This is a genomic window from Kitasatospora sp. NPDC057500 (assembly GCF_042802195.1).
Classification (GTDB): Bacteria; Actinomycetota; Actinomycetes; order Streptomycetales; family Streptomycetaceae; genus Kitasatospora.
This window is the reverse complement of the sequence record NZ_JBHVER010000029.1, coordinates 11845-33245: the sequence shown is the minus strand read 5'-3', so window position 1 is coordinate 33245 and position 21401 is coordinate 11845. Positions and strand designations below refer to the sequence as shown.

17 protein-coding genes and 1 tRNA gene are annotated in these 21401 nt (G+C 73.8%); 2 read left to right on the top strand and 16 right to left on the bottom strand.

Annotated features, from left to right (window positions below):
• Positions 1 to 14: 14 nt before the first annotated feature.
• On the bottom strand, positions 15 to 809 hold the full coding sequence (locus ACFU74_RS09460) for a trans-aconitate 2-methyltransferase (RefSeq protein WP_380754266.1): 795 nt from the start codon (positions 807 to 809) through the stop codon (positions 15 to 17).
• A gap of 110 nt (positions 810 to 919) precedes the next feature.
• Here ACFU74_RS09460 and ACFU74_RS09455 point away from each other — a divergent pair, with 110 nt between their 5' ends.
• The gene (locus ACFU74_RS09455) at positions 920 to 1414 is read left to right on the top strand and encodes a MarR family transcriptional regulator (RefSeq protein ID WP_320435994.1); all 495 of its coding nucleotides are present in this window, start codon (positions 920 to 922) and stop codon (positions 1412 to 1414) included.
• A 28-nt stretch (positions 1415 to 1442) separates the two neighbouring features.
• Here ACFU74_RS09455 and ACFU74_RS09450 read toward each other — a convergent pair whose 3' ends face one another.
• From ACFU74_RS09450 to ACFU74_RS09410, 9 genes are all read right to left on the bottom strand, one after another.
• Positions 1443 to 3071, bottom strand: coding sequence for a polysaccharide biosynthesis protein (locus ACFU74_RS09450; protein WP_380754263.1), 1629 nt, complete (start codon positions 3069 to 3071; stop codon positions 1443 to 1445).
• A gap of 88 nt (positions 3072 to 3159) precedes the next feature.
• Positions 3160 to 4176 (bottom strand): LuxR C-terminal-related transcriptional regulator, encoded by a 1017-nt coding sequence (locus ACFU74_RS09445; RefSeq protein WP_380754261.1) that lies wholly within the window; start codon positions 4174 to 4176, stop codon positions 3160 to 3162.
• A 320-nt stretch (positions 4177 to 4496) separates the two neighbouring features.
• Positions 4497 to 5459, bottom strand: coding sequence for a UDP-glucose 4-epimerase GalE (gene galE / locus ACFU74_RS09440; protein ID WP_380754258.1), 963 nt, complete (start codon positions 5457 to 5459; stop codon positions 4497 to 4499).
• Positions 5460 to 5654: 195 nt separating this feature from the next.
• Positions 5655 to 6323, bottom strand: a complete 669-nt coding sequence (locus ACFU74_RS09435) for a LuxR C-terminal-related transcriptional regulator (RefSeq protein WP_380754255.1) — start codon at positions 6321 to 6323, stop codon at positions 5655 to 5657.
• A 218-nt stretch (positions 6324 to 6541) separates the two neighbouring features.
• Positions 6542 to 6614 (bottom strand) — tRNA-Thr (locus ACFU74_RS09430).
• Between the two features lie 64 nt (positions 6615 to 6678).
• Positions 6679 to 8013, bottom strand: a complete 1335-nt coding sequence (locus ACFU74_RS09425) for an MFS transporter (protein WP_380754252.1) — start codon at positions 8011 to 8013, stop codon at positions 6679 to 6681.
• A gap of 123 nt (positions 8014 to 8136) precedes the next feature.
• Positions 8137 to 9510: a type VII secretion-associated serine protease mycosin gene (mycP, locus tag ACFU74_RS09420; protein WP_380754249.1), complete on the bottom strand. Its 1374-nt coding sequence runs from the start codon at positions 9508 to 9510 to the stop codon at positions 8137 to 8139.
• 100 nt (positions 9511 to 9610) lie between these two features.
• On the bottom strand, positions 9611 to 11293 hold the full coding sequence (locus ACFU74_RS09415) for a WXG100 family type VII secretion target (protein WP_380754246.1): 1683 nt from the start codon (positions 11291 to 11293) through the stop codon (positions 9611 to 9613).
• A gap of 40 nt (positions 11294 to 11333) precedes the next feature.
• Positions 11334 to 11885: a hypothetical protein gene (locus tag ACFU74_RS09410; RefSeq protein ID WP_380754243.1), complete on the bottom strand. Its 552-nt coding sequence runs from the start codon at positions 11883 to 11885 to the stop codon at positions 11334 to 11336.
• A gap of 414 nt (positions 11886 to 12299) precedes the next feature.
• Here ACFU74_RS09410 and ACFU74_RS09405 point away from each other — a divergent pair, with 414 nt between their 5' ends.
• A complete protein-coding gene (locus tag ACFU74_RS09405) occupies positions 12300 to 14288 on the top strand; it encodes an FUSC family protein (protein ID WP_380754240.1) in 1989 nt (662 codons plus the stop codon).
• A 22-nt stretch (positions 14289 to 14310) separates the two neighbouring features.
• Here the strand turns inward: ACFU74_RS09405 and ACFU74_RS09400 are convergent, their stop codons facing one another.
• From ACFU74_RS09400 to metG, 6 genes are all read right to left on the bottom strand, one after another.
• Positions 14311 to 16155 (bottom strand): ABC-F family ATP-binding cassette domain-containing protein, encoded by a 1845-nt coding sequence (locus ACFU74_RS09400; RefSeq protein WP_380754237.1) that lies wholly within the window; start codon positions 16153 to 16155, stop codon positions 14311 to 14313.
• Positions 16156 to 16255: 100 nt separating this feature from the next.
• Positions 16256 to 17191, bottom strand: a complete 936-nt coding sequence (locus tag ACFU74_RS09395) for a 4-(cytidine 5'-diphospho)-2-C-methyl-D-erythritol kinase (protein WP_380754234.1) — start codon at positions 17189 to 17191, stop codon at positions 16256 to 16258.
• 10 nt (positions 17192 to 17201) lie between these two features.
• A complete protein-coding gene (gene rsmA / locus ACFU74_RS09390) occupies positions 17202 to 18071 on the bottom strand; it encodes a 16S rRNA (adenine(1518)-N(6)/adenine(1519)-N(6))-dimethyltransferase RsmA (protein ID WP_380754231.1) in 870 nt (289 codons plus the stop codon).
• A gap of 28 nt (positions 18072 to 18099) precedes the next feature.
• The gene (locus tag ACFU74_RS09385; protein ID WP_380754228.1) at positions 18100 to 18699 is read right to left on the bottom strand and encodes a Uma2 family endonuclease; all 600 of its coding nucleotides are present in this window, start codon (positions 18697 to 18699) and stop codon (positions 18100 to 18102) included.
• Positions 18700 to 18769: 70 nt separating this feature from the next.
• Entirely contained in the window at positions 18770 to 19648 is an 879-nt protein-coding gene (locus tag ACFU74_RS09380) for a TatD family hydrolase (protein WP_380754225.1), read from the bottom strand.
• Between the two features lie 43 nt (positions 19649 to 19691).
• Positions 19692 to 21311 carry a methionine--tRNA ligase gene (gene metG, locus ACFU74_RS09375; RefSeq protein ID WP_380754223.1) on the bottom strand — a complete coding sequence of 540 codons (1620 nt, stop codon included), beginning with the start codon at positions 21309 to 21311 and terminating at the stop codon, positions 19692 to 19694.
• Positions 21312 to 21401 lie beyond the last annotated feature (90 nt).

Genomic DNA, 21401 nt, shown 5'->3' with positions numbered 1-21401 from the left:
CGGGCCCGAGCGCTTCAGGCCCGCTTCACGCCGACGGCGAAGATCCGGCGGAACGGGAAGACGGTGCCGTGCGGCCCGGCCGGGTAGGCCTCGCGCAGCAGCGCGCCGTACTCGGCGAGGAAGGCGGCCCGTTCGGCCGCGTCGCCGAGCCGGGTGAGCACCGGCCGCAGGGCGGTGCCCTTGACCCACTCCAGCACCGGGTCCGGCCCGGTGAGCAGGGTGCTGTAGGTGGTCTCCCAGACGTCGGCGTCGCAGCCCGCGCCCGCCAGCGCGTCCAGGTACGCGGCGGGCTCGTGGACGCCGGACCGGGTGGCCTCCGCGCCGAGGACGGCCCGCCAGCGGGGGCTCTCGCGCAGTTCGGCGAGCGCCGTGTGGCTGGGCGAGCCGAAGTTGCCGGGCACCTGGAAGGCGATCACCCCGCCGGGCTCCAGCGCCTCCGCCCAGCGCGGCAGCAGCTCGATGTGCCCGGGAACCCACTGCAGGGTCGCGTTGGAGACGACGGCGTCCGGTGCGGCCCCCGCCGGGTCGTAGTCCGCGGCGTCGGCGAGCAGGTAGTCGGCGGTGGGCTCGCCCCCGCTGCGGGCGGCGGCGAGCATCTCGGCGGAGTTGTCGATCCCGGTGATCCGGGCGGCGGGCCAGCGCTGGCGCAGGACGGCGGTGGAGTTGCCGGGGCCGCAGCCGATGTCGAGGACGGTCGGGGCGGGTTCGTGCGGGAGGGCGGGCACCCTGGCGAGCAGGTCGTGCAGCGGCCGGGTCCGTTCGTCGGCGAAGCGCAGGTACTGCTCGGGGTCCCAGACGGGGGCGGTCATGATCGGCCTCGCAAGTATCTCGATATCAAGATATCCATGCCAGCTTCGGGACTGGACTTCTCGATGTCAAGAGACTTCACATCGACACAACCCCCGATACACTGATCGCCATGGAGGACGAGGTCGATCGGCTGGTCGCAGCGTGGCGCAGGGAACGCCCCGACCTCGACGTGGAACCGCTCGAAGTGCTCAGCCGGGTCAGCCGGCTCGCCCGGCACCTCGACCGCGCCCGCCGGACCGCCTTCGCCGAGCACGGTCTGGAGCCCTGGGAGTTCGACGTGCTGACCGCGCTGCGGCGGGCCGGCTCCCCGTACCAGCTCTCCCCCGGCCAGCTGCTCACCCAGACCCTGGTCACCTCCGGCACCATGACCAACCGGATCGACCGGCTCACCGGCAAGGGCCTGGTCAAGCGGCTGCCCGACCCGGACGACCGGCGCGGCGTCCTCGTCCGGCTCACCGACGACGGACGCGACCGCGCTGACCAGGCGCTCGCCGGGCTGCTCGCGCACGAGCGCGAACTGCTCGCCCAGCTGACCTCCGCCCAGCAGGGCGAGCTCGCCGGGCTGCTGCGGCAGCTGGTCGCGCCCTTCGACAACATCCCGTAGGGCCCGGCGGCCTCCCGCAGGGCCCGCCTCAGAACCCGTCCGGGTAGGGCGCGCTCAGCGCGGGCACCGGGGCGGGGGCCGGCTCCGGCGTCCGGTAGCCCGGCAACAGCTCGGCCAGCCGGCGGCGCACCTCGTCGTCGCTGTTCACCGCCGCCGCCCGGTACAGCCCGGTCAGCCCGCCGGCCAGGTCCTCCGGCCCGGCCGCGGCGTCCGCGACGGTGGCGTAGATCCGGGCGTGCTCGGTCGGCAGCCGCTCCTCGCCCTCCGAGAACAGCGCCTCGTTGAGCTTCTCCCCCGCCCGCAGCCCGGTGTAGCGGATCTCCACCTCGTCCCTGGCCAGCTGCACCTGCTCGGCGAAGTTGTGCACCAGGTCGACGATCCGCACCGGCTCGCCCATGTCCAGCACGAACACCTCGCCGCCGCGCGCCATCCGGCCGGACTCCAGCACCAGGCCGACCGCCTCCTCGATGGTCATGAAGAACCGGGTGACATCGGGGTGGGTGACCGTTACCGGGCCGCCGCTGCGCAGCTGTTCGGCCAACACCGACAGCAGCGAGCCGCGCGAGCCCAGCACATTGCCGAACCGCACCGCGGAGAACACCCCGGTGCCCAGGGCTCGGGCGTCCCGGGCGTTCGCCCGGACTATCAGCTCGGCCAGCCGCTTGCTCGCGCCGAGCACCGAGGTCGGGTCGGCCGCCTTGTCGGTGGAGATCAGCACGAACCGCTCGACGCCGGTGGCCAGCGCCGCCTCCACCAGGTGGTCGGTGCCCAGCACATTGGACTTCACCGCTTCGCTGGGGTGGCGCTCCAGCAGCGGCAGGTGCTTGTGGGCGGCGGCGTGGAAGACCACCTCGGGCTTGAGGTCGCGGAAGATCTGCTGGATCCGCGGCCGGTCCCGGATGTCGGCGATCACCAGCGACTCGTCGGTCAGCAGCGCCTCGCCCCAGATCTCCAGCTGCAACCGGTGCAGATTGGACTCGTCGTGGTCGAGCATGTAGAGCGCGCTGGGATTGAACGCGTGCACCTGGCGGCAGAGTTCGCTGCCGATCGAGCCGCCGGCACCGGTCACCAGCACCCGCCGGCCCTCGATCACGTCCCGGACGTCGGCGGAGACCACGTGCACCTCGTGCCGGCCGATCAGCCGGTTGACGTCCAGGCTGCGCATGTCGGAGCCGACCACCTCGCGGCGCAGCGCGGCGAGGAAGGACGGCAGGTAGCGGACGGCGGCGCCGGCCGCTGCGGCGGCGGTGGCCAGCTCCCGGACCCGGCGCGGGTCGAGCCCGGGGATGGCCAGCGCGACGACGTGGGCGCGGTGCTCGACGGCCAGGGCGGTCAGCTCGGCCAGCGTGCCGAGCACCGGAACGGCGCCCACCGTCTGGCCCGCCTTGGCCGGGTCGTCGTCGAGCAGGCCGATCGGGGCGAGGCCGAACTCCGGGGCCCGGCCGAGGTCGCGCACCAGCGCGGTGCCGGCCGCCCCGGCACCGACCACCAGGGTGCGCAGCCCCGTCGGCGGTGCGGCGGGGCTGCCGGAGGCCGGATCGGAGCTCCCGGACAGCGTGTCCGGGCGGGCGCCCGGGGCGCTCACGGCCTCGTTCGCGCCCTCGTTCGCGCCCTGCTGGGCCGCGTGCGGGCGTGCGGAAGTGCTGTGCGGCGACATCTGTCCTCCGGAGTTCCCTGACCTGACGGACCTGAGCCGGCGGCGGGGACGGCCCCGGGCCGGTACCTGGGTGTGACGGACGGGCGGATCAGCCGGCGCCGGGAGAGGTGGACGTGGCGACGGACGGCGGGACGTTGGGGGCGGCGAGTTCGGACGGGCTGACGCCCGCCCGGCGGGCCACCGCGACGGCGGCCAGGGTGGAGTGCACCCCGAGTTTGCCGAGGACGTTCTGCATGTGCGTGCGGACGGTGTGCGGGGAGAGGTAGAGCCGCTCGGCGACGGCCTGCCGGCCGAGGCCCGCGACCATGCAGCGCAGGATCTGCTTCTCCCGCGGGGTGAGCGTGTCGACCAGGCGCTCGCTCTCGGTGCGGTCCCGGCGGGCCGTGGTGAGCTCGCGGATCACCCCGGTGAGCAGCGCGGGCGGCAGATGGGTCTCGTCCCGCAGCACGCCCCGGATCACCGCCAGCAGGCGGGCCAGCGAGCTCTCCTTGGCCACCCAGCCGGTGGCGCCGGCGTGCAGGGCGCGGGCGGCCCGCTGCGGGTCGTCGGCGGTGGCCAGGACGATCGCCCGCAGACCGGGGTGGTGACGGCGGACCCGGGCCAGCAGGGTGATGCCGTCGGGCACCGGGGCGGCGGACGGCCCGGCCGCCGGGGGCGCCTGGGTGGTGGACGGGGTCGCCGTCGCGGGGTGCGGTTCCTGGTACGGGCCGACCGGTCGCGCGGCGGCCGGGTAGCGGGCCGCCCCTCCGGGGGAGCCGGCCGGGCCCGGCGTCGTGGGCGGGCCGGCGGCCGGGACCGTCGGCGGGCGGCGGGGCGAGGGCACGGCAGGTCCGGGGCGGCGGCGCAGCGCGTCGGGCGGGTCGGCTCCCGGCTGGCGGGGCTTGCGCGCGGCCACGGCCCCGCCCTCGGCCACCCCGAGATCGGCGTCCACCAGGACGACGTCGAACGCCCGCCCCTCGGTGGCGGCACGCTCCAGGGCGCGCTCCGCGGCGGCCGCGCTGCCCGCCGCGCCGACCTCGACATCGGGCTCGGCGGCGAGCGCCGCGGCCAGTGCCTCGGCGAAGATCCGGTGGTCGTCGACCACCAGGACGCGGATCCGCCCCATCGTGACTTCCCCCCTGCTCAGCTCCGGCCCCGCGTCCGGGACGGCGCCCCACGTCCCGCCGTCGTTGTCCGGGCGCTCCTGCGCCGACCGCCTCCCGGATATCCGGAAGCGCCGAGGTGCCGGCCCCCACCGGTACCGGAATCAGCGTACGGGGTGGGCGCTGGCTCGGTGGGGGTTTGGTGAAGTTTCGTCAGGAGGTGCGAAATTGGCGTGACTTGGTGCCTCGACGAACCGCCGCCGACCGGCCGCGGAAACGCCGGGGCGCCGCCCCCTCGACCGTACGGGGGGCGGCGCCCGGTGCAGCGGCGGAGCCGGCGGGCCTACAGGCCGTTCTTCTCCAGGGTGAACTTCCAGGCGTCGGCGACGATGTCGTCCAGGTTCGGGCGGCGCGGGGTCCAGCCCAGCTCCTGGTGGGCGCGCTCGGCGGACGCCACCAGCACGGCCGGGTCGCCGGCGCGGCGGCCGGAGACCACCACCGGGATCTCCCGGCCGGTGACGCGCTTGACCGACTCGATCACCTCGCGGACCGAGAAGCCGCTGCCGTTGCCCAGGTTGCAGATCAGGTGCTCGCCCGGCTTGGCGGCGTCCAGCGCCAGCAGGTGCGCGTCGGCCAGGTCCGCGACGTGGATGTAGTCGCGGATGCAGGTGCCGTCCGGGGTCGGGTAGTCGTCGCCGTAGACCGCGATGTGCTCGCGCTGGCCGAGGGCGGCCTGGAACACCAGCGGGATCAGGTGCGACTCGGGGTCGTGCCGCTCGCCGTAGGCGCCGTACGCGCCCGCCACGTTGAAGTAGCGCAGCGAGACGGCGGCCAGGCCGTGGGCGACGGCCTCGCTGGTGATCAGGTGGTCCACGGCGAGCTTGGTGGCGCCGTAGGTGTTGGTCGGCGCGGTGCGGGCCGTCTCGGCGATCGGCACGGACTCCGGCTCGCCGTAGGTGGCGGCGGTCGACGAGAACACCAGCTTGCGCACGCCCGCCGCGCGCATCGCGCTGATCAGCTCCAGCGAGCCGGCGACGTTGTTGCGCCAGTACTTCTCCGGGTCCGCGACGGACTCGCCGACCTGCGAGGAGGCGGCGAAGTGCAGCACCCCGTCGAAGGAGGCGTCCAGGACCTTGCCGGCCTCCTGGATCCGGCCCTCGACGAACTCGGCACCGGCCGGCACGCCCTCGCGGAAGCCGGTCGAGAGGTCGTCCAGGACGGTCACCTGGTGCCCCGCCTCCAGCAGGTGGGCGGCGACCACACTGCCGACATAGCCGGCGCCACCCGTGACCAGGTACTTACTCATGATGCGACCTCCAGCGGGCGATGGACCGCCGTCGGCGGGCCATCGGGGACGTTCGTACGACTTCGGCCCATTCTCCCTGGCCGCCGGGGGTGCTCAGGACCATCCGGGACGCCGCTCCGCCCGCCCCTTCCGCCCGGGTTCGCCCCGCTTCCGCCCGGGCGCACGACCCGCGTCCACCCGCCCGACGGCTTCCCGTCAGCCGCGCGCCATCCGCTCCAGCAGACCGGTGCGCGCCGCGACCGCCGCCGCCTCCAGCCGGGTTCGCGCGCCGAGCTTCATCAGCACCCGCTGGACGTGCGTACGGGCCGTGCTCGCCGCGATCCGCATCCCCGCCGCGATCGCCGCGGTGTCCTCGCCGTCCGCGATCCGGGCCAGCACCTGGACCTCCCGCCGGGTCAGCAGCCGCAGCAGCCGCACCGCCTCGTCGTCCGGCTCGGCCGCCGGTCTCAGCAACTGGTCGAACGCGCCCCGCAGCACCTCCACCGCGACCGCCGCCTCGCCGGCCCGGGCCCGTGCGATCGCCCGCTCGACCACCTCGATCCGCTCGTCGCTCGGCACGTACCCGGCCGCACCCGACGCGAACGCCCCCGCCACGCCCCGCAGTTCGCCGACCGGACCGAGCACGATCACGGCCACCTCGGGCCGCTCCCGGCGGATCCGCCGCAGCCCGTCGAACGCCCCCGGCTCCCCCGGCGCGGCCACTCCCAGCAGGCACACCTCCGGCCGCCGGCCCGCCACCAGATCGGCCGCCGCCGAGGCCGGCGAGCCCACCGCGAGCACCCGGTGACCGCGCAGTTGGAGCGCGGTGGCCAGCGCCTCCGCCAGCAGCCGGTGGTCGTCCACCACGACGAGGCGCACACCCATGAGACCCTCCAGGTCGGCGTCCGCCCACAGCCCCGCCCGGCTGGGGAACGCGGCCGATGACGCACCATCAGAGCGCATTCCGTACCCGACCTGCCAGAGCGTCTCAGCGGACCGTCTCACCACCCGGCCACGCGGGCGCCCGAGCATGCGGCCCGCGGGCGCTCGGGCACGTGGGCACAACGAAAAGGACCCCCGCCCGAAGGCGGAGGTCCTGACCGAGCCCCCATGCGGAATCGAACCGCAGACCTTCTCCTTACCATGGAGACGCTCTACCGACTGAGCTATAGGGGCCTGTTCCCTGTTCTCGCTTCCGGCTTCGCTTTCCGCTCCGCCGCCCGCTCGAACAAGGAAGACATTACACGGCCGGGGGGCCGATTGGGAAATCGGTCCCGGCCTTGCGGCTGCGCGGCACACCGGCCACCGCGAGGTCCGTTCCGCTGGTCTCCGGCAGCATCCGCAGGCAGATCAGCGCCACCGCACCCCACGCCGCCAGGTACCAGCCGACCGGCTCCGCCGTCCCGTACGCCTCGGTCAGCCTGGTCGCGATCAGCGGCGTCGTCGCCCCGCCCACCACCCCGCCCAGGTTGTACGTCAGCGCCGCCCCCGTGTACCGCACCCGGGTCGGGAACAGCTCCGGCAGGAACGCCGCCAGCGGCCCCAGCAGGCACCCCAGCACCACCATCGCCCCCGCCAGCGCCACGAACATCAGCCCGCGCCGCTCCGTCTCCAGCAGCGGGAACAGCACCAGTCCCCACACCGCCGCCAGCACCGTCGCCCCCTGCAGCGTCCGGCGCCGCCCCCACCCGTCGCTGCGCCGCGCGCTCAGCCACACCGTCACCGCCTTGCCCGCCGCACCGGCCAGCAGCATCGACAGCACCACCGTGCTCGGCACCCCGAGCCCCGTCGTCGCGTACGCCAGCGCGTACGTGGTGGTCAGGTAGAACAGCGCGTACCCCACGGTGATCGCCCCGCACCCCACCAGCACCGTCCGCCAGTGCCCGCGCAGCACCTCCACCACCGGCGCCCGCTCGGCCCCGCTCCGCGCCTCGCCCCGGAACAGCGGCGTCTCCTCCAGCCGCAGCCGAACGAACAGCCCGACCGCCACCAGCGCCAACGACGCCAGGAACGGCACCCGCCAGCCCCAGGACCGGAACGCCCCCTCGTCCAGCCCGAGTTGAAGCGCCAGGAACACCCCGTTGGCCAGCACGAACCCGGTCGTCGGCCCCAACTGCAGATACGCCCCGTAGTGCCCGCGCCGCCCCGCCGGCGCGTTCTCCGCCACCAGCAGCGCCGCCCCGCCCCACTCCCCGCCCAGCCCCACTCCCTGGCACACCCGCAGCACCACCAGCACCGCCGGCGCCCACCACCCCCACACCTCGAAGCCCGGCAGCACCCCCACCGCCGCCGTCGACAACCCCATCAGCAGCAGCGACACCACCAACGTCGTCTTCCGCCCCAGCCGGTCACCGAAGTGCCCGAACAGCACCGCCCCCAACGGCCGCGCCAGGAACGCCACCGCGTACACCGAGAACGCCGCCAACAGCGCCCCCACCGTCCCCAGTTCGGGAAAGAACACCTCCCCGAAGACCAGCGCCGCCGCCGTCCCGTAGATGAAGAAGTCGTAGAACTCGATCGCCGTACCGATCAACGCCGCCGCAGCGGCCCGCCGCATCTGCCCCGTCGCACCCATACCCCCAACCCTGACGACCCCGCCCCACCCCCAACAGCGCCCACCCGAGTGACACCCGCGCCCCGCCCCTCGCCCCGCGCCCCCCAGCGCCGCCCGCTCCGCGTCACGTCCCCGCGCGCGGCCCTACCTGGCGTACGGGTTGTCGCTCGGCGGATTCGGCGGCCCGTACGACGGCGGGGGCGGCACCACGCCCGCCGCCGCTTGCTGCGGCCTCGCGGCCCGCCGCCGCACGACCACGACGACCACCGCCGCAACCAGGACCAGCCCCACGACCACGGCCACCACGACGGGCACGACGCTCCCGCTGCCGGAATCCTTCTCACCCACCGGCTGCTGTTGCGGTACCGGCGTACCCGTCTCCCCGGGCGCCGGCACCGGAGCAGCGGATGCGGGCGCCGAAGCGGAGGCGGACGGAGTCGCCGAAGGAGCGGAGGAAGCTGTCGGCGCGGGCTGCCCGACCGGTTGCTCCTGGATCGGATACACATCCGCCGGCCCCGGATCCCCCGGCTCCGTCAGAGCCACCCGCGGCCGGACGATGCCGTATCCGACGATGTCGTTCCGATTGGATCCGTCCGTCGGCTTCCCGGCGGTGTTGATCAGGACCCGGGCGATCTGATTGGCGCTCCAATCAGGGTGGACGGACCACAACAGTGCAGCCGAGGCGGAGACGATCGCCGTGGAGTAGGACGTACCGTGCCCCTTGCAGTAGCCGGACGCGCCCGTGCAGGCGTTGTACATCTCGATTCCCGGAGCGGCGAGATCCACCTGCGGACCCTGCTCCGATTCCGCTGTGACCGTGCCGTTCCGGTCCACGGCTCCGACGCCGATGACACCGGGCGACGCCGCCGGATACTCGATCGGGTTGCCGCTCTGCGCCGAGTTCCCGACCCCAGCCACGACCAACGCGCCCTTGGCAGCCGCGTGATCGACGGCCGCCTTCAATTCGGCCAGGTCCTCCGCCGTCACCGAAACGGCTGACCTCGCCTGCGAGATGCTGATGACCTTCGCCCCCTGATCGGCGGCGTAGATGATGCCCTGATCGATCTGCTTCAGGAAGTCCGAGCTGGTCACATTCGTGGCGTTGTCATTGTTCCGAATCTTGATCGGAAGCACCTTGGCGCCGGGAGCCAGCCCGTAGGCGCCTCCTCCACCCATCCCCTTGCCGGAACCGGCAATCAGCGCCGCCATCTCAGTCCCATGGCTCTCGGTGAACGACCCGACACCACCGGGGAGCCCGCTGAAGTCCTTGCCCGGCAGCAACTGCCCTGCGAGGTCTGGGTGATCGAACTTGAAGCCGCTGTCGATCACCGCCACAGTGACGCCCTGGCCCTTGCTGATCTTCCAGATCTCCGGCGCCTTCATCGCATCGAGGTGCCACTGGTTCTCGCGGATCGACTCCGCTGCGGCCGGGGTTGCCCCCGATACGGCAACCACCCCCGCAGCCAGCAACATCGCGGCGAACCCCCGCCCGCGCACCCGTACGTTCGTCCGCCGCATTACTGCTCCCTCGTCACTTCCCCGTCGGGCAGAGGCTCCGCCTCGCGCAGGAATGCCCGGCCACCGGGTGTGGGCCCAGCGGCCGGGCAGTCGTTCCGCACTACTCAATCACGCTCGGATTGCTCTTCGGAGTACCGCTGGTCCAGGTCTCCTCGTCCTCGTGCAGGTAGTCGGCCCGCTGGCGACGGTCACGCTCGCGCCGCTCCCCCGCGCCGCCCATCATGCCCGGGCCCATCATGCCGTTCTGGCCCGGTCGCGCCGCGCCTTCGGCGGCCGCCGCCCCGGCCGCGGCCGCCCGGTTGCGCAGGCCGCTGCCACCCGGGGTGAACTCCCCACCGGATGTCGGGCTCTTCGCACCGCCGACCACACCACCGACCACACCGCCACCGGTCGAGCTGTAGCCCCGTCCGCGCGAACCGCCGACCGCACCGCCACCGTGGCCTCCGCCGCCCGGGTGCATCCCGCCGCCCGGACCGCCGAAGCCACCGCCGCCACCCGGCCCACCGGCCGCCCGCCCCTGGGCCGCCTCGCGCGCCCCGAAGACGGTCCCGCCGTTGGTCGGTACCGGAGCACCGCCCTTCGCCGGCAGGTTCCCGCCGCCGAAGGGGCCGGTCCGGTTCACGGGAACGGAACCGCCGCCGCCCTTCAGCGGCGTGGTCCCGCTGGTGAACGGCCCGGTGCCGCCCATCGGGATCGGCCCGCCGCCGGGGAACTGTCCCGGCCCGCCGCCCGGCAGTCCCGGGTGCCCGGGAGCGCCGCCCTGGGGGTACGGCGACACGGGGCCACCACCGGCCGGCCCGACGGGACCGGTCTGCCCGGGCAGCGTCGGTACCGTCGGCAGGCTGTCCAGCCCGGTGCTGGGACGGTCTCCGGGGAAGGTGGCCGGCGGAACCACTGCCCCGGGCGTGTTCGGGTCGCTCGGCAGCGGCACCCAGCCACCATGGGGCAGGTTCGGCGTACCGTGGCCCGGAGCTTTGGGGGAATCCGGCATCGACACCGGCGAACGCGGCGTCACGGAACCACCGCCACTTCCGTATTCGCCGCCGGCAGTCGGGCTGTAACCTCCACCGCTGCGTCCGGTACCAACGCTCGGAGTCCGTCCAGAGCCGCCGGATCCGGTCTGGCCGCCACCCCCGACCCAGACGTCTTCACTGCCGCCGACGCCGTCCTTGTCCCCGCCCGCACCTGGCAACTCGGGCAACTTGAGCCCGTTCAGCTTGGCGGTCGCCGCCTCGTACGCCTGCCCCAGCTTCTCCATCTGGTGGATGGCTTCCTGGTGCGCGGTGTCCACCCGCTTCTGCGCCGCCGAGGCCTCAGCGGAGGAGACCCAGGTCGGGTCCTCCTTCTTCATGATCGCGTCGGTCATCGCCGTCGGATTGCCGAACCCTGTGATGCTCAACGGCGAGGGCCGCAGGCACGGCTGCGCGGCGTGCCGCTTCACCATGTCGACGTCCTTGGCGGGCACTTCCGGCACACCGGTCTTGGCGCCGCTCAGGGCCTCGCCGGCCTGGACCATCGCGTCGCCGGCACCCTTGGAGTACTCACTGATCATGGCGGCCGACTTGTTCAGGTTGCCGGCCCACGTCTTGAAGTTCTCGGCGGCCGGTCCCTCCCACTGGATCTGCCCGACATGGGCGGCCAGTGCCCGGCTGAGGTCGTCCAGTACGCGTCCGGCGTCCTTGAGCTGGTTGCCGCGGCTGGTCACCTTGGACGGGTCGCTGCCGGACACCATCGACTTGAGCTGGACGTGCTGGATCCCCTCGAAGTTGGTCCCACCTGCCATCAGTTACTCCCCGTATCGCCGAAACCCGTTCCCCGGACCGTCACGCGAATCCCCCGCCGCCACCCTGCTTGGGCGCCGGCCCGTTGGGCCCGGCGGCCGGGGTGTAGACGTCCGCGTTCTTCGCGACCGCGTTGACCGCCGTCGTCTGGTGCTCCTCGTTGCTGCCGTAGCTGCCCGCCGTCTGCGCGACCGCCTGGCTCATCTTGTCGATCTGCTCCGCGAACGCCTTCGAGAGCTGCGCTATCGCCGCGTGGGTCCGGTCGTACGCGGCCATCAGGTCCGTGGACTCGTGGAAGCCGGTGCCGAGGTTTCCCGCGGTCAGCTTCTGTTCCTTGATCTTGTGCTGAGCCGCCTCCGAGCCCTCCAGCGAGGCCAGGAGCGCGTCGACCTTCTTCTTGAACGCGGTCAGCGTGTCGAGCTCGATCTTGACGTCATTGGATCCGAACGCCGCCACCAGCGCGGTGGCGCTGACGTCGACCTGGACCTGGCCGACCACGCGGCCGATCCAACTGTTGTCGAGCGTCCACGGCTTCACCTCGCCGTTGGGTCCGTCCGCCCAGCCCGCGCCACCCGGTCCAGCCTCGCCTGGCACAGCAATCCACCTCTCCCCCGTACGCGGCGCGACCCGCAGGTCGCCGCACCGCGACACACCGTCAACTACTCGGTCCTACAGCCTGCTCGTCCGGTCCGGACGGATCCGGGGTGTGGGCCCCGCACCGTCCCGCCCGGCGAAACCGTCCGCCCTTTGGGACGGGCGGCGCCTCGTTCATCGTAGCCATCGCCGCCGTCGGACCGGCAGAGCCCATGGCCCGCCCGTACGCGATCGGTACGAACTTGACACGTGGGGCCCGGCGGTGGCCGTTAGACTGGCCGGGTCCGGTCGTGCCGGACACGACCTCATCTGCCGCGCAGCGTCGCACAGCAGCGACCCTGGCCGCCCCTCGCCCGCACGGTCCGCTACCGCGCCGACGGGTCGGCGGCCCCGCCGCGGATCGGATGGTCCCCCGTGAGCCGCAACCCCGTCGCAGACGCCCCGTGGTGGGCGCGGGCCGTACGTCCGGCGAGGCCGGTGCCGCCGGTCGCGGCGATGGTGCGGGCGGCGCTCGGCATGGCGGTGGCGCTGGGCGCCGGGGTGCTGGCGCACCGGGTGGACCTGGGGGTGTTCGCGGGGCTCGGGGCGATGCACGCCACCATGAACGACCGGGACGAGCCGGTGCGGCTGCGGGCCCGGCGGATCGCCACCGCCGTGTCCGCGTCGGCGGCGGGGATGCTGGTGGGCACCGCGCTCCAGCAGGCGCAGGCCGGTCCGCTCGCGCTGGGTGCGGCGCTCACCCTGACGGCGTTCGTCTCCGGGGCGTTGAGCGCGACGGGGCCGCGCGGATCGGCGGCGGGACTGCTGCTGCTGGTGTCCGCCGCGCTCGGCAGCGGCATGCCGCTGCCGGACCCGTGGTGGGCGGCGGCGCCGCTGCTGCCGACGGGCGCCGCGCTGGTGCTGCTCCTCGGCCTGCCTCTCCTCCGCCTGCCACTACTCCGCCTTCCGCTCCCCGGCCTGCCGCCGCGCGGCCGCCGGGCGCCCGGTGCCGACCCGGTCGTCCGGGCACTCGCCGCCGCCTACGACGCGCTCGGCGCGATGCTCGCCGATCTCGGGACGTCGCGCGGCGCGGCCGCCCGCCAGGTGCTGACCGACCGTCTGAACCGCCTTCAGGACGTGCTCCCACCCCCACGCCACCGCCGCTCCCACCGCGCCCACGAGATGTACCGGGCCGCGCTGGCCGCGACCGAGGCCGCCACCGGCCTGCTCTGGGCCCGACGGCCGGTGCCGCCCGAGGTCGCCGCCGTCCCCGGCCTGCTGGCCCGGGCGGTGGAGCGCGGCGGCGGCGAGGTCGCGGTGCCCGGCTGGGCGCCGGACACACCGTCACGGCGGGCCCTGGACGAGGCACTGCGCGCGGCCGCCGGGACGGTGGCGGGCCGGGAGGCGGCGCCAGGGACGGCGCCGGTCCCGCCGCCGGACCCGTGGCGGCTGCGGGTACGGCTGGTGTCGCCCGGCGCGGCCCGGTACGGGGCGCGGCTCGCGCTGTGCATCGCGGTCGGCGCGGCGGTGACCGCCGCCCTGCCGCTGAGCAAGGACTACTGGGTGCCGATGACGATCGCCTTCGTGCTGAAGCCGGACCTCGGTTCGGTGTTCCTGCGCTCGGTGAGCCGTTCGGTCGGGACGGTGCTGGGGGTGGCGGTGACGGCGGCGGTGCTGGCCCTGGCCGCCAGCCCGTGGGCGCTGGTGGCGATCGCCGCGCTCTGCGTGGCGCTGCTGCCGTACGCGACGGCCGCGCACTACGGGCTGAACACCGTGGTCATGACGCCGATGGCGCTGGTCCTGCTGCAACTGGGCGGGCAGGACGGGGCGGCCGAGTTCTGGCCGCGGGTGCTGGACACCGCCCTGGCCAGCGCGATCGTGCTGCTGTTCGGCCACCTGCTGTGGCCGGAACGGCCGCGGCACCGGATCGGGCCGCGCCTGCTGACCGCGACGACGGCGCTCAAGGCCTACCTCCGCTCGGTCACCCAGCCGGACGACCCGCGGCCCGAGGCCGAGGTCTGGCTGCGCCGCACCGCCTACCGCGCGCTGGCCGACGCCCGCGCGGAGGTGGAGCAGGGGCTCGCCGAGCCGCCCCCGACCGGTCGGCTGGCCGCCGAGTGGCTGCCGGCGACCGCCGCCCTGGAGCGGCTGAGCGGCGCGGTGGCGGCGTTCGCGGCGCAGCGCCGCTACGGCGGACGGGTGCCGGACCCGGTGGAGGTGGAGCGGGTCGGGCGGGCGCTGGAGGAGCTGACGGCCGCGGCCCGCGCGCACCGTCCGCCCACCCGGGCGGCGGCGCGTCCGACCCGCCCGCACGACCCGACGCGCAGCGCGCTGGGCCGTGCGGCGGACGAGCTGGACGCGCTCCTCGCCGACGGCGGCTCCCGGGCAGGGTCCCGATCGAGGACTCCCGGCCGACACACCTGACCGGAGGCTCCCGGCGAGGGGCTCAGACCTGCTCGGCCAGCTCCAGCCAGCTCATCTCCAGCTCCTCCTTCTCCTCCCGGACCGCCCGCAGCTGACCGTCCAGCTCGGCGACCTTGGAGAAGTCGGCGGCGTGCTCGGCGAGCTGGGCGTGCAGCTTGGACTCCTTCTCGTCCAGCTTGGTGATCTGCCGCTCCAGCTTCTGCATCTCCTTCTTGGCCGCCCGCAGGTCCCCGCCGGACAGCGCGGACGCCCCGGCCTCCCCGCCGGCCGCCGGGGCCGCCGCGCCCGAGGCGGCGGCCGCACCGGCGGAAGCGGCCGCGGCTGCGGCGGCGGCCATCGCGGCGCGCCGCTCCAGGTACTCGTCGACGCCGTTCGGCAGCATCCGCATCCGCCGGTCGCCGAGCAGCGCGTACGTCACGTCGGTGGTCCGCTCGATGAAGAAGCGGTCGTGGCTGATGACGACCATCGAGCCGGGCCAGCCGTCGAGCAGGTCCTCCAGCTGGTTGAGCGTCTCGATGTCGAGGTCGTTGGTGGGCTCGTCGAGGAACAGCACATTGGGCTCGTCCATCAGCAGCCGCAGCAGCTGGAGCCGGCGCCGCTCGCCGCCGGACAGGTCGCCGACCGGCGTCCACTGCTTGTCCTTGCCGAAGCCGAACTGCTCGCAGAGCTGCCCGGCGCTCATCTCCCGGCCCTTGCCGAGGTCGACCCGGGAGCGGACCTGCTCGACGGCCTGCAGCACCCGGGTGGCCGGGTCCAGCTCGGCGACCTCCTGGGAGAGGTACGCGAGGCGCACCGTCTTGCCGACCTTGACGACGCCGGACGCGGGCTGGACGTCGCCCTCGGAGGCGTAGGCGTCGCGCATCGCGCGCAGCAGCGAGGTCTTGCCGGCGCCGTTGACGCCGAGCAGGCCGATCCGGTCGCCGGGGCCGAGCTGCCAGGTGAGGTTCTCCAGCAGCAGCTTGGGGCCGGCCTTGACCGTCACGCCCTCCAGGTCGAAGACGGTGCGCCCGAGGCGCGCGTTGGCGAACTTCATCAGCTCGCTCTTGTCGCGCGGCTCGGGGACGTCGGCGATCAGCGCGTTGGCGGCCTCGATCCGGTAGCGGGGCTTGGAGGTGCGGGCGGGGGCGCCGCGGCGCAGCCAGGCGAGTTCCTTGCGGGCGAGGTTCTGGCGCTTCTGCTCCTCGGTGGCCTCGATCCGGGAGCGCTCGGCACGCGCGAAGACGTAGTCGGAGTAGCCGCCCTCGTACTCGTGCACCGAGCCGTGCTGGACGTCCCACATGCGGGTGCAGACCTGGTCGAGGAACCAGCGGTCGTGGGTGACGCAGACGAGCGCGGAGCGGCGGTTCTGGAGGTGCCGGGCGAGCCAGGCGATGCCCTCGACGTCGAGGTGGTTGGTGGGCTCGTCGAGCACGATCAGGTCGGGCGAGCCGAGCAGCAGCCGGGCGAGGGCGATCCGGCGGCGCTCGCCGCCGGAGAGCGGGCCGATGACGGTGTCCAGGCCGTCGGGGAAGCCGGGCAGGTCGAGGCCGCCGAAGAGGCCCTCGATGATGTCGCGGATGCGGGCGTCGCCGAGCCACTCGTGGTCCGCCCGGTCGGCGATGACCTCGTGCCGGATGGTGGCGGTCGGGTCCAGCGAGTCGTGCTGGGTGAGGACGGCCATCTCCACGCCGCCGGCGTGGGTGATCCGCCCGCCGTCGGGCTCCTCCAGCTTGGCGAGCATCCGGATCAGGGTGGTCTTGCCGTCACCGTTGCGTCCGACGACGCCGATCCGGTCGCCCTCGCTGACGCCGAGGCTGACCCCGTCCAGAAGGGCCCGGGTGCCGTAGACCTTCGTGACGGACTCGATGGTGGCGAGGTTGACGGCCACGTGTGCTGCGCTCCTGGGTTCGACGGTCCGGGCTCGGGCGGAGCCCGGAGCCTCCCAGCCTAGTGGGCCCGCCCCCGGTACCCGCCCGATCGATCGGCCGTCACGCCTCCGCGACCACGGCGGCGCCGGGCACCGGGCCGTGGGTGGCGTGCGCGGCCCGGCAGCTGCCGGAGGCGCGCAGCGCGGCGGCGAGGGCCTCGGCGGCGTCGGCGTCCTTGGCCAGGAAGGCGCAGGTCGGCCCGGAGCCGGAGACCAGCGCCCCGAGCGCGCCGGCCTCGGTGCCGGCCCGGAGGGTGTCGGCGAGGGCCGGGCGCAGCGACAGGGCGGCCGGCTGGAGGTCGTTGGCGAGCGCGGCGGCCAGCGCGACGGCGTCGCCGTCGGCGAGGGCGGCGAGCAGGGCGGGGTCGGCGTCGGGGGTGGGCACCTCGGTGTCGCTGGAGCCGGTGCCGTCCTCCTCGCGCAGCCGGTCGCACTCGCGGAACACGGCGGGGGTGGACAGGCCGCCGTCGGCGACCGCGAAGACCCAGTGGTAGCTGCCGGTGACGGGCAGCGGCTCCAGGATCTCGCCCCGGCCGCGGCCCAGGGCGACGCCGCCGACCAGGGCGAACGGCACGTCGGAGCCGAGTTCGGCGGCCAGTTCCAGCAGCACCTCGGTGGGGGTGTTCAGCCCCCACAGCGCGTCGCAGGCGACCAGTGCCGCCGCGCCGTCGGCGCTGCCGCCTGCCATGCCGCCGGCCACCGGGATGGCCTTGGCGATGTCCAGCCGGACGTCGGGCGCGGCCAGGCCGTGCCGGGCGGCCAGCAGCCGGGCGGCGCGGGCGGCGAGGTTGCTGTCGTCCAGCGGGACGGCGTCGGCGTCCGGCCCGGTGCAGCCGAGGGTGACGCCCGTGCCGGGCTCGCCCGCCGTCGCCGTCACCTCGTCGCCGAGGGCGACCGCGAAGAAGACGTTGGCGAGGTCGTGGAAGCCGTCGGCGCGCAGTCCGCCGACCCCGAGCTGGACGTTGACCTTGGCGGGTACGCGGACCGTGACGCTCACTGGAAGACCCTTACTCCGGCTTGTGCTCGGCGATGGCGGCGAACTGCTCGACGGTGAGCATCTCACCGCGCAGCCTGTGGTCGATCCCGGCGGCGGCGAGCGCCTGCTCGGCGCCGGCCGCGGAGCCGGCCCAGCCGGCCAGCGCGGCCCGCAGGGTCTTGCGGCGCTGGGCGAACGCGGCGTCGACGACCGCGAACACCTCCTCGCGGCTCGCGGTGGTCTGCGGCGGCTCGCGGCGGATCAGCGAGACCAGTCCGGAGTCGACGTTGGGGGCGGGCCAGAAGACGTTGCGGCCGATGGCCCCGGCCCGCTTCACGTCGGCGTACCAGTTGGCCTTGACCGAGGGGACGCCGTACACCTTGTTGCCGGGCTTGGCGGCGAGCCGGTCGGCGACCTCGCTCTGCACCATGACCAGGGTGCGCTCGATGCTGGGGAAGGTGGCGAGCATGTGCAGCAGCACCGGCACGGCCACGTTGTACGGCAGGTTGGCGACCAGCGCGGTCGGCGCGGGGCCGGGCAGCTCGGTGACCAGCATGGCGTCGCTGAACACCAGGTCGAACGCGTCGGCCCTGCCGGGCATCCGGGCGGCGACGGTGTCCGGCAGGTGCCGCGCCAGCACCGGGTCGATCTCCACGGCGGTGACGTGCCGGGCGGTCTCCAGCAGCGCGAGCGTCAGCGACCCGAGCCCGGGCCCGACCTCGACCACCGCGTCCTCCCCGGTCACCTCCGCGGCCCGGACGATCCGCCGCACGGTGTTGCCGTCGATGACGAAGTTCTGCCCGCGCTGCTTGGTCGGCTTCACGCCGAACGCGTCCGCCAGCGCCCGGATGTCCGCGGCGCCGAGCAGATTGCTGTCAGGGGTGGGATCGGTGGTGCTCACCCGCCAAGGATACGGGCGCGCGGCCCCCTCACAGCTCGACGACCGCCGCGAGGTCGATCTCGACGGGGTAGGGGACGGTGGTGCGCAGCATGCCCTCGTGCTGGGCGACGGGAAGGTAGACGCCTTTCTCCTCGTCCCGGTGGAACTCGTGGACGATCGGGAGGTCGTCGAGGCTGCGCTCGACCCGCCAGTAGTACGGGATGCCCTTGTCGGCGTACTGCCCGGGCTTGCGGAACCGGTCCGCAACCTGGGAACCAGGTGAAACCACCTCGACCGCCAGGACCACCGACGCGGGCGGGATGCACTCCAGCTCGAAGAAGTCGAGGCCGGACTTGTCGGCGACCACAACATCGGGTTTGGCGGTGTTGTAGTCGTCGAGCAGCACACAGCGCTCGACATTGACGACATGAGGTGCGGTGCGCGCACCGGACAACGCGATCAGTAGCTGATCCCGCACCTGATCATGCCACCACCTGGTCATCCCTCGGACCACGACGGCTCCGTCCACCAGATCCCAATCGAACGGCAGGTCGATTTCCCTGACCTGCTCGTACGTCCAGCCCTGGGACGGCGGGTTCATCCAGTCGATCGGCTCGGCGGTCATCGCCACCTCCCTCACTGCACTCATGCTAGCCAGCCTAGGCAGCCGTCACGAGTGCCGAACCGTTCCTCCGGAACCCGACGTTCGTTCGACCGGATCAGTACCCGAAGGCCCGGGCCGTGTTCTCCGCGATCGCCCCGGCGAGCTCGTCCTCCGACAGGCCCAGGGTGTCCGCCATCGAGCGGACGGTGACCGGGATGAGGTACGGGGCGTTGGGGCGGCCGCGGTAGGGGTGGGGGGTGAGGAAGGGGGCGTCGGTCTCGACCAGGATCCGGTCGAGGGGGGTGGCGGCCAGGGCGTCGCGCAGCGGCTGGTTGGCCTTGAAGGTGACCGGGCCGGCGAAGGAGAGGTACCAGCCGTGCTCGGCGCAGACCTTGGCCATCTCGGCGTCGCCGGAGTAGCAGTGGAAGACGGTCCGCTCCGGGGCGCCCTCCTCCAGCAGGACGGCGACGACGTCCTCGTGGGCGTCCCGGTCGTGGATCACCAGGGCCTTGCCGTGCCGCTTGGCCATCGCGATGTGGCGGCGGAACGACTCCTTCTGGATCTCCACGCCCTCCGGCCCGGTGCGGAAGTAGTCGAGGCCGGTCTCGCCGACCGCGACGACCTGCGGCAGCGCCGCGAGGTCGTCGATCTCGGCCAGCGCCGCGTCCAGCGCGCCCTGCCCGCCGGGCTCGCGCCGCTGCCCGGACCAGCCGTCGGGGTCGCCGAGGAAGATCCGCGGCGCCTCGTTGGGGTGCAGGGCGACGGCGGCGTGCACCTGCTCGAACCGGGCCGCCAGGTCGGCGGCCCAGCGCGAGCCGGGCACGTCGCAGCCGACCTGGACGACGGTGGCCACGCCGACCGAGGCGGCCTTGGCGAGGCCCTCCTCGGGGGTGCCGGACTGCATGTCCAGATGGGTGTGCGAGTCGGCGACCGCCACCGCCAGCGGGGCGGGCAGCGGCGGCGGGGTGGACCGGTCGTCGTCCTTCTTCGGCATCAGTCGTCCTTCTCCGGCCCCGGAGGGCCGGACTCCGTCGGCCTCAGGAGGCCGGCTTCTCCTCAAGGCGGGGGAACAGGATCTCGCCCTTGGTGACGGTGGCACCGACGGGCAGCCGGCCCCACCGCGCCGCCTCGGCCACGGTCTGCGCGGCGAGCGCGCCGAGGCCCTCCTCGGCGCCCAGCGAGGCCCAGAGCTTCTCGGCGGTACTCGGCATCACCGGGTTGAGCAGCACGGCGGTTGCCCGCAGCGACTCGGCCGCGGTGTAGAGGATGGTGGCCAGCCGGTCCCGGCCCTCGGCCGAGTCGTCCTTGGCGACCTTCCACGGCTCCTGCTCGGTGAGGTAGCCGTTGACCTGCTTGACGAAGTCGAAGACCGCCGCGAGCCCGCCCGCGAAGTCCAGTTCCTCGCCGATCTTCCGGTCGGCCGTCGCCACCGCCGCCGCGAGGCCCTCCGCGACGGCCCGCTCGGCCTCGCCCGGCGCCGCCTCGGCCGGCAGCGCGCCGTCGAAGTACTTGCCGACCATGGCCGCCACCCGGGAGGCGAGGTTGCCGAAGTCGTTGGCCAGCTCGGAGGTGTACCGGGCGGTGAAGTCCTCCCAGGAGAACGAGCCGTCGGTGCCGAACGGGATCGCCCGCAGGAAGTAGTAGCGGTAGGCGTCCACGCCGAAGTGCGAGGTGAGGTCGGTGGGGGCGATGCCGGTCAGGTTGGACTTGGACATCTTCTCGCCGCCGACCATCAGCCAGCCGTTGGCGACGACCCGCTTCGGCAGCGGCAGGCCCGCGGCCATCAGCATCGCGGGCCAGATCACCGCGTGGAAGCGCAGGATGTCCTTGCCGACGAGGTGCACCGACGCCGGCCACAGCTCGGCGAACCGCTCGGGGTCGGCGCCGTAGCCGGCCGCGGTGATGTAGTTCTGCAGCGCGTCCACCCACACGTACAGGACGTGCTTCTCGTCCCAGGGCAGCGGGACGCCCCAGTTGAAGGTGGAGCGGGAGATGGAGAGGTCCTGCAGCCCCTGCTCGACGAAGCGCAGCACCTCGTTGCGGGCCGTCTCGGGGGCGATGAAGCCGGGGTTCTCGGCGTAGAACTCCAGCAGCTTCGGGCCGTACGCGGAGAGGCGGAAGAAGTAGTTCTCCTCCTCCAGCCACTCGACCGGCTTCTTGTGGATCGGGCAGAGCTTCTCGCCCTCGGTGGCGCCGTCGAGCAGTTCGGCGGGGAGCTTGTACTCCTCGCAGCCGACGCAGTACGGGCCGGAGTAGCCGCCCTTGTAGATCTCGCCCTTGTCGTACAGGTCCTGGACGAACTCCTGCACCCGGGCGGTGTGCCGCTCCTGGGTGGTGCGGACGAAGTCGTCGTTGGCGATCTCCAGGTGCTGCCAGAGCGGCTTCCAGGCCTCCTCGACCAGCTTGTCGCACCACTCCTGCGGGGTGACGCCGTTGGCCTCGGCGGTGCGCAGGATCTTCTGACCGTGCTCGTCGGTGCCGGTCAGGTACCAGACCTTCTCGCCGCGCTGGCGGTGCCAGCGGGTCAGCACGTCGCCCGCCACGGTGGTGTACGCGTGGCCGAGGTGGGGGCGGTCGTTGACGTAGTAGATCGGGGTGGTGACGTAGTACGCGGGAGTGGTGCCCCCGGTGGTGCTGTGCTCTGCAGTGGCGGCCATGGTCCGCAAGCTTAGTCGGGCCGGTGCCCGCCCCCCGACCGCGAGGCCCGCCGGTCCGGGGGCCGCCCGGACCGGCGGGCCGCCGTCGCT

Bases quoted from the DNA above. Each gene is read 5' to 3' on its own strand.
- ACFU74_RS09425 (WP_380754252.1), bottom strand. From the start codon at position 8,013: ATGGGTGCGACGGGGCAGATGCGGCGGGCCGCTGCGGCGGCGTTGATC.
- ACFU74_RS09435 (WP_380754255.1), bottom strand. From the start codon at position 6,323: ATGGGTGTGCGCCTCGTCGTGGTGGACGACCACCGGCTGCTGGCGGAG.
- galE (WP_380754258.1), bottom strand. From the start codon at position 5,459: ATGAGTAAGTACCTGGTCACGGGTGGCGCCGGCTATGTCGGCAGTGTG.
- ACFU74_RS09415 (WP_380754246.1), bottom strand. From the start codon at position 11,293: ATGGCAGGTGGGACCAACTTCGAGGGGATCCAGCACGTCCAGCTCAAG.
- ACFU74_RS09450 (WP_380754263.1), bottom strand. From the start codon at position 3,071: ATGTCGCCGCACAGCACTTCCGCACGCCCGCACGCGGCCCAGCAGGGC.
- ACFU74_RS09460 (WP_380754266.1), bottom strand. From the start codon at position 809: ATGACCGCCCCCGTCTGGGACCCCGAGCAGTACCTGCGCTTCGCCGAC.
- metG (WP_380754223.1), bottom strand. From the start codon at position 21,311: ATGGCCGCCACTGCAGAGCACAGCACCACCGGGGGCACCACTCCCGCG.
- mycP (WP_380754249.1), bottom strand. From the start codon at position 9,510: ATGCGGCGGACGAACGTACGGGTGCGCGGGCGGGGGTTCGCCGCGATG.
- ACFU74_RS09445 (WP_380754261.1), bottom strand. From the start codon at position 4,176: ATGGGGCGGATCCGCGTCCTGGTGGTCGACGACCACCGGATCTTCGCC.
- ACFU74_RS09380 (WP_380754225.1), bottom strand. From the start codon at position 19,648: ATGCCGAAGAAGGACGACGACCGGTCCACCCCGCCGCCGCTGCCCGCC.
- ACFU74_RS09385 (WP_380754228.1), bottom strand. From the start codon at position 18,699: ATGAGTGCAGTGAGGGAGGTGGCGATGACCGCCGAGCCGATCGACTGG.
- ACFU74_RS09455 (WP_320435994.1), top strand. From the start codon at position 920: ATGGAGGACGAGGTCGATCGGCTGGTCGCAGCGTGGCGCAGGGAACGC.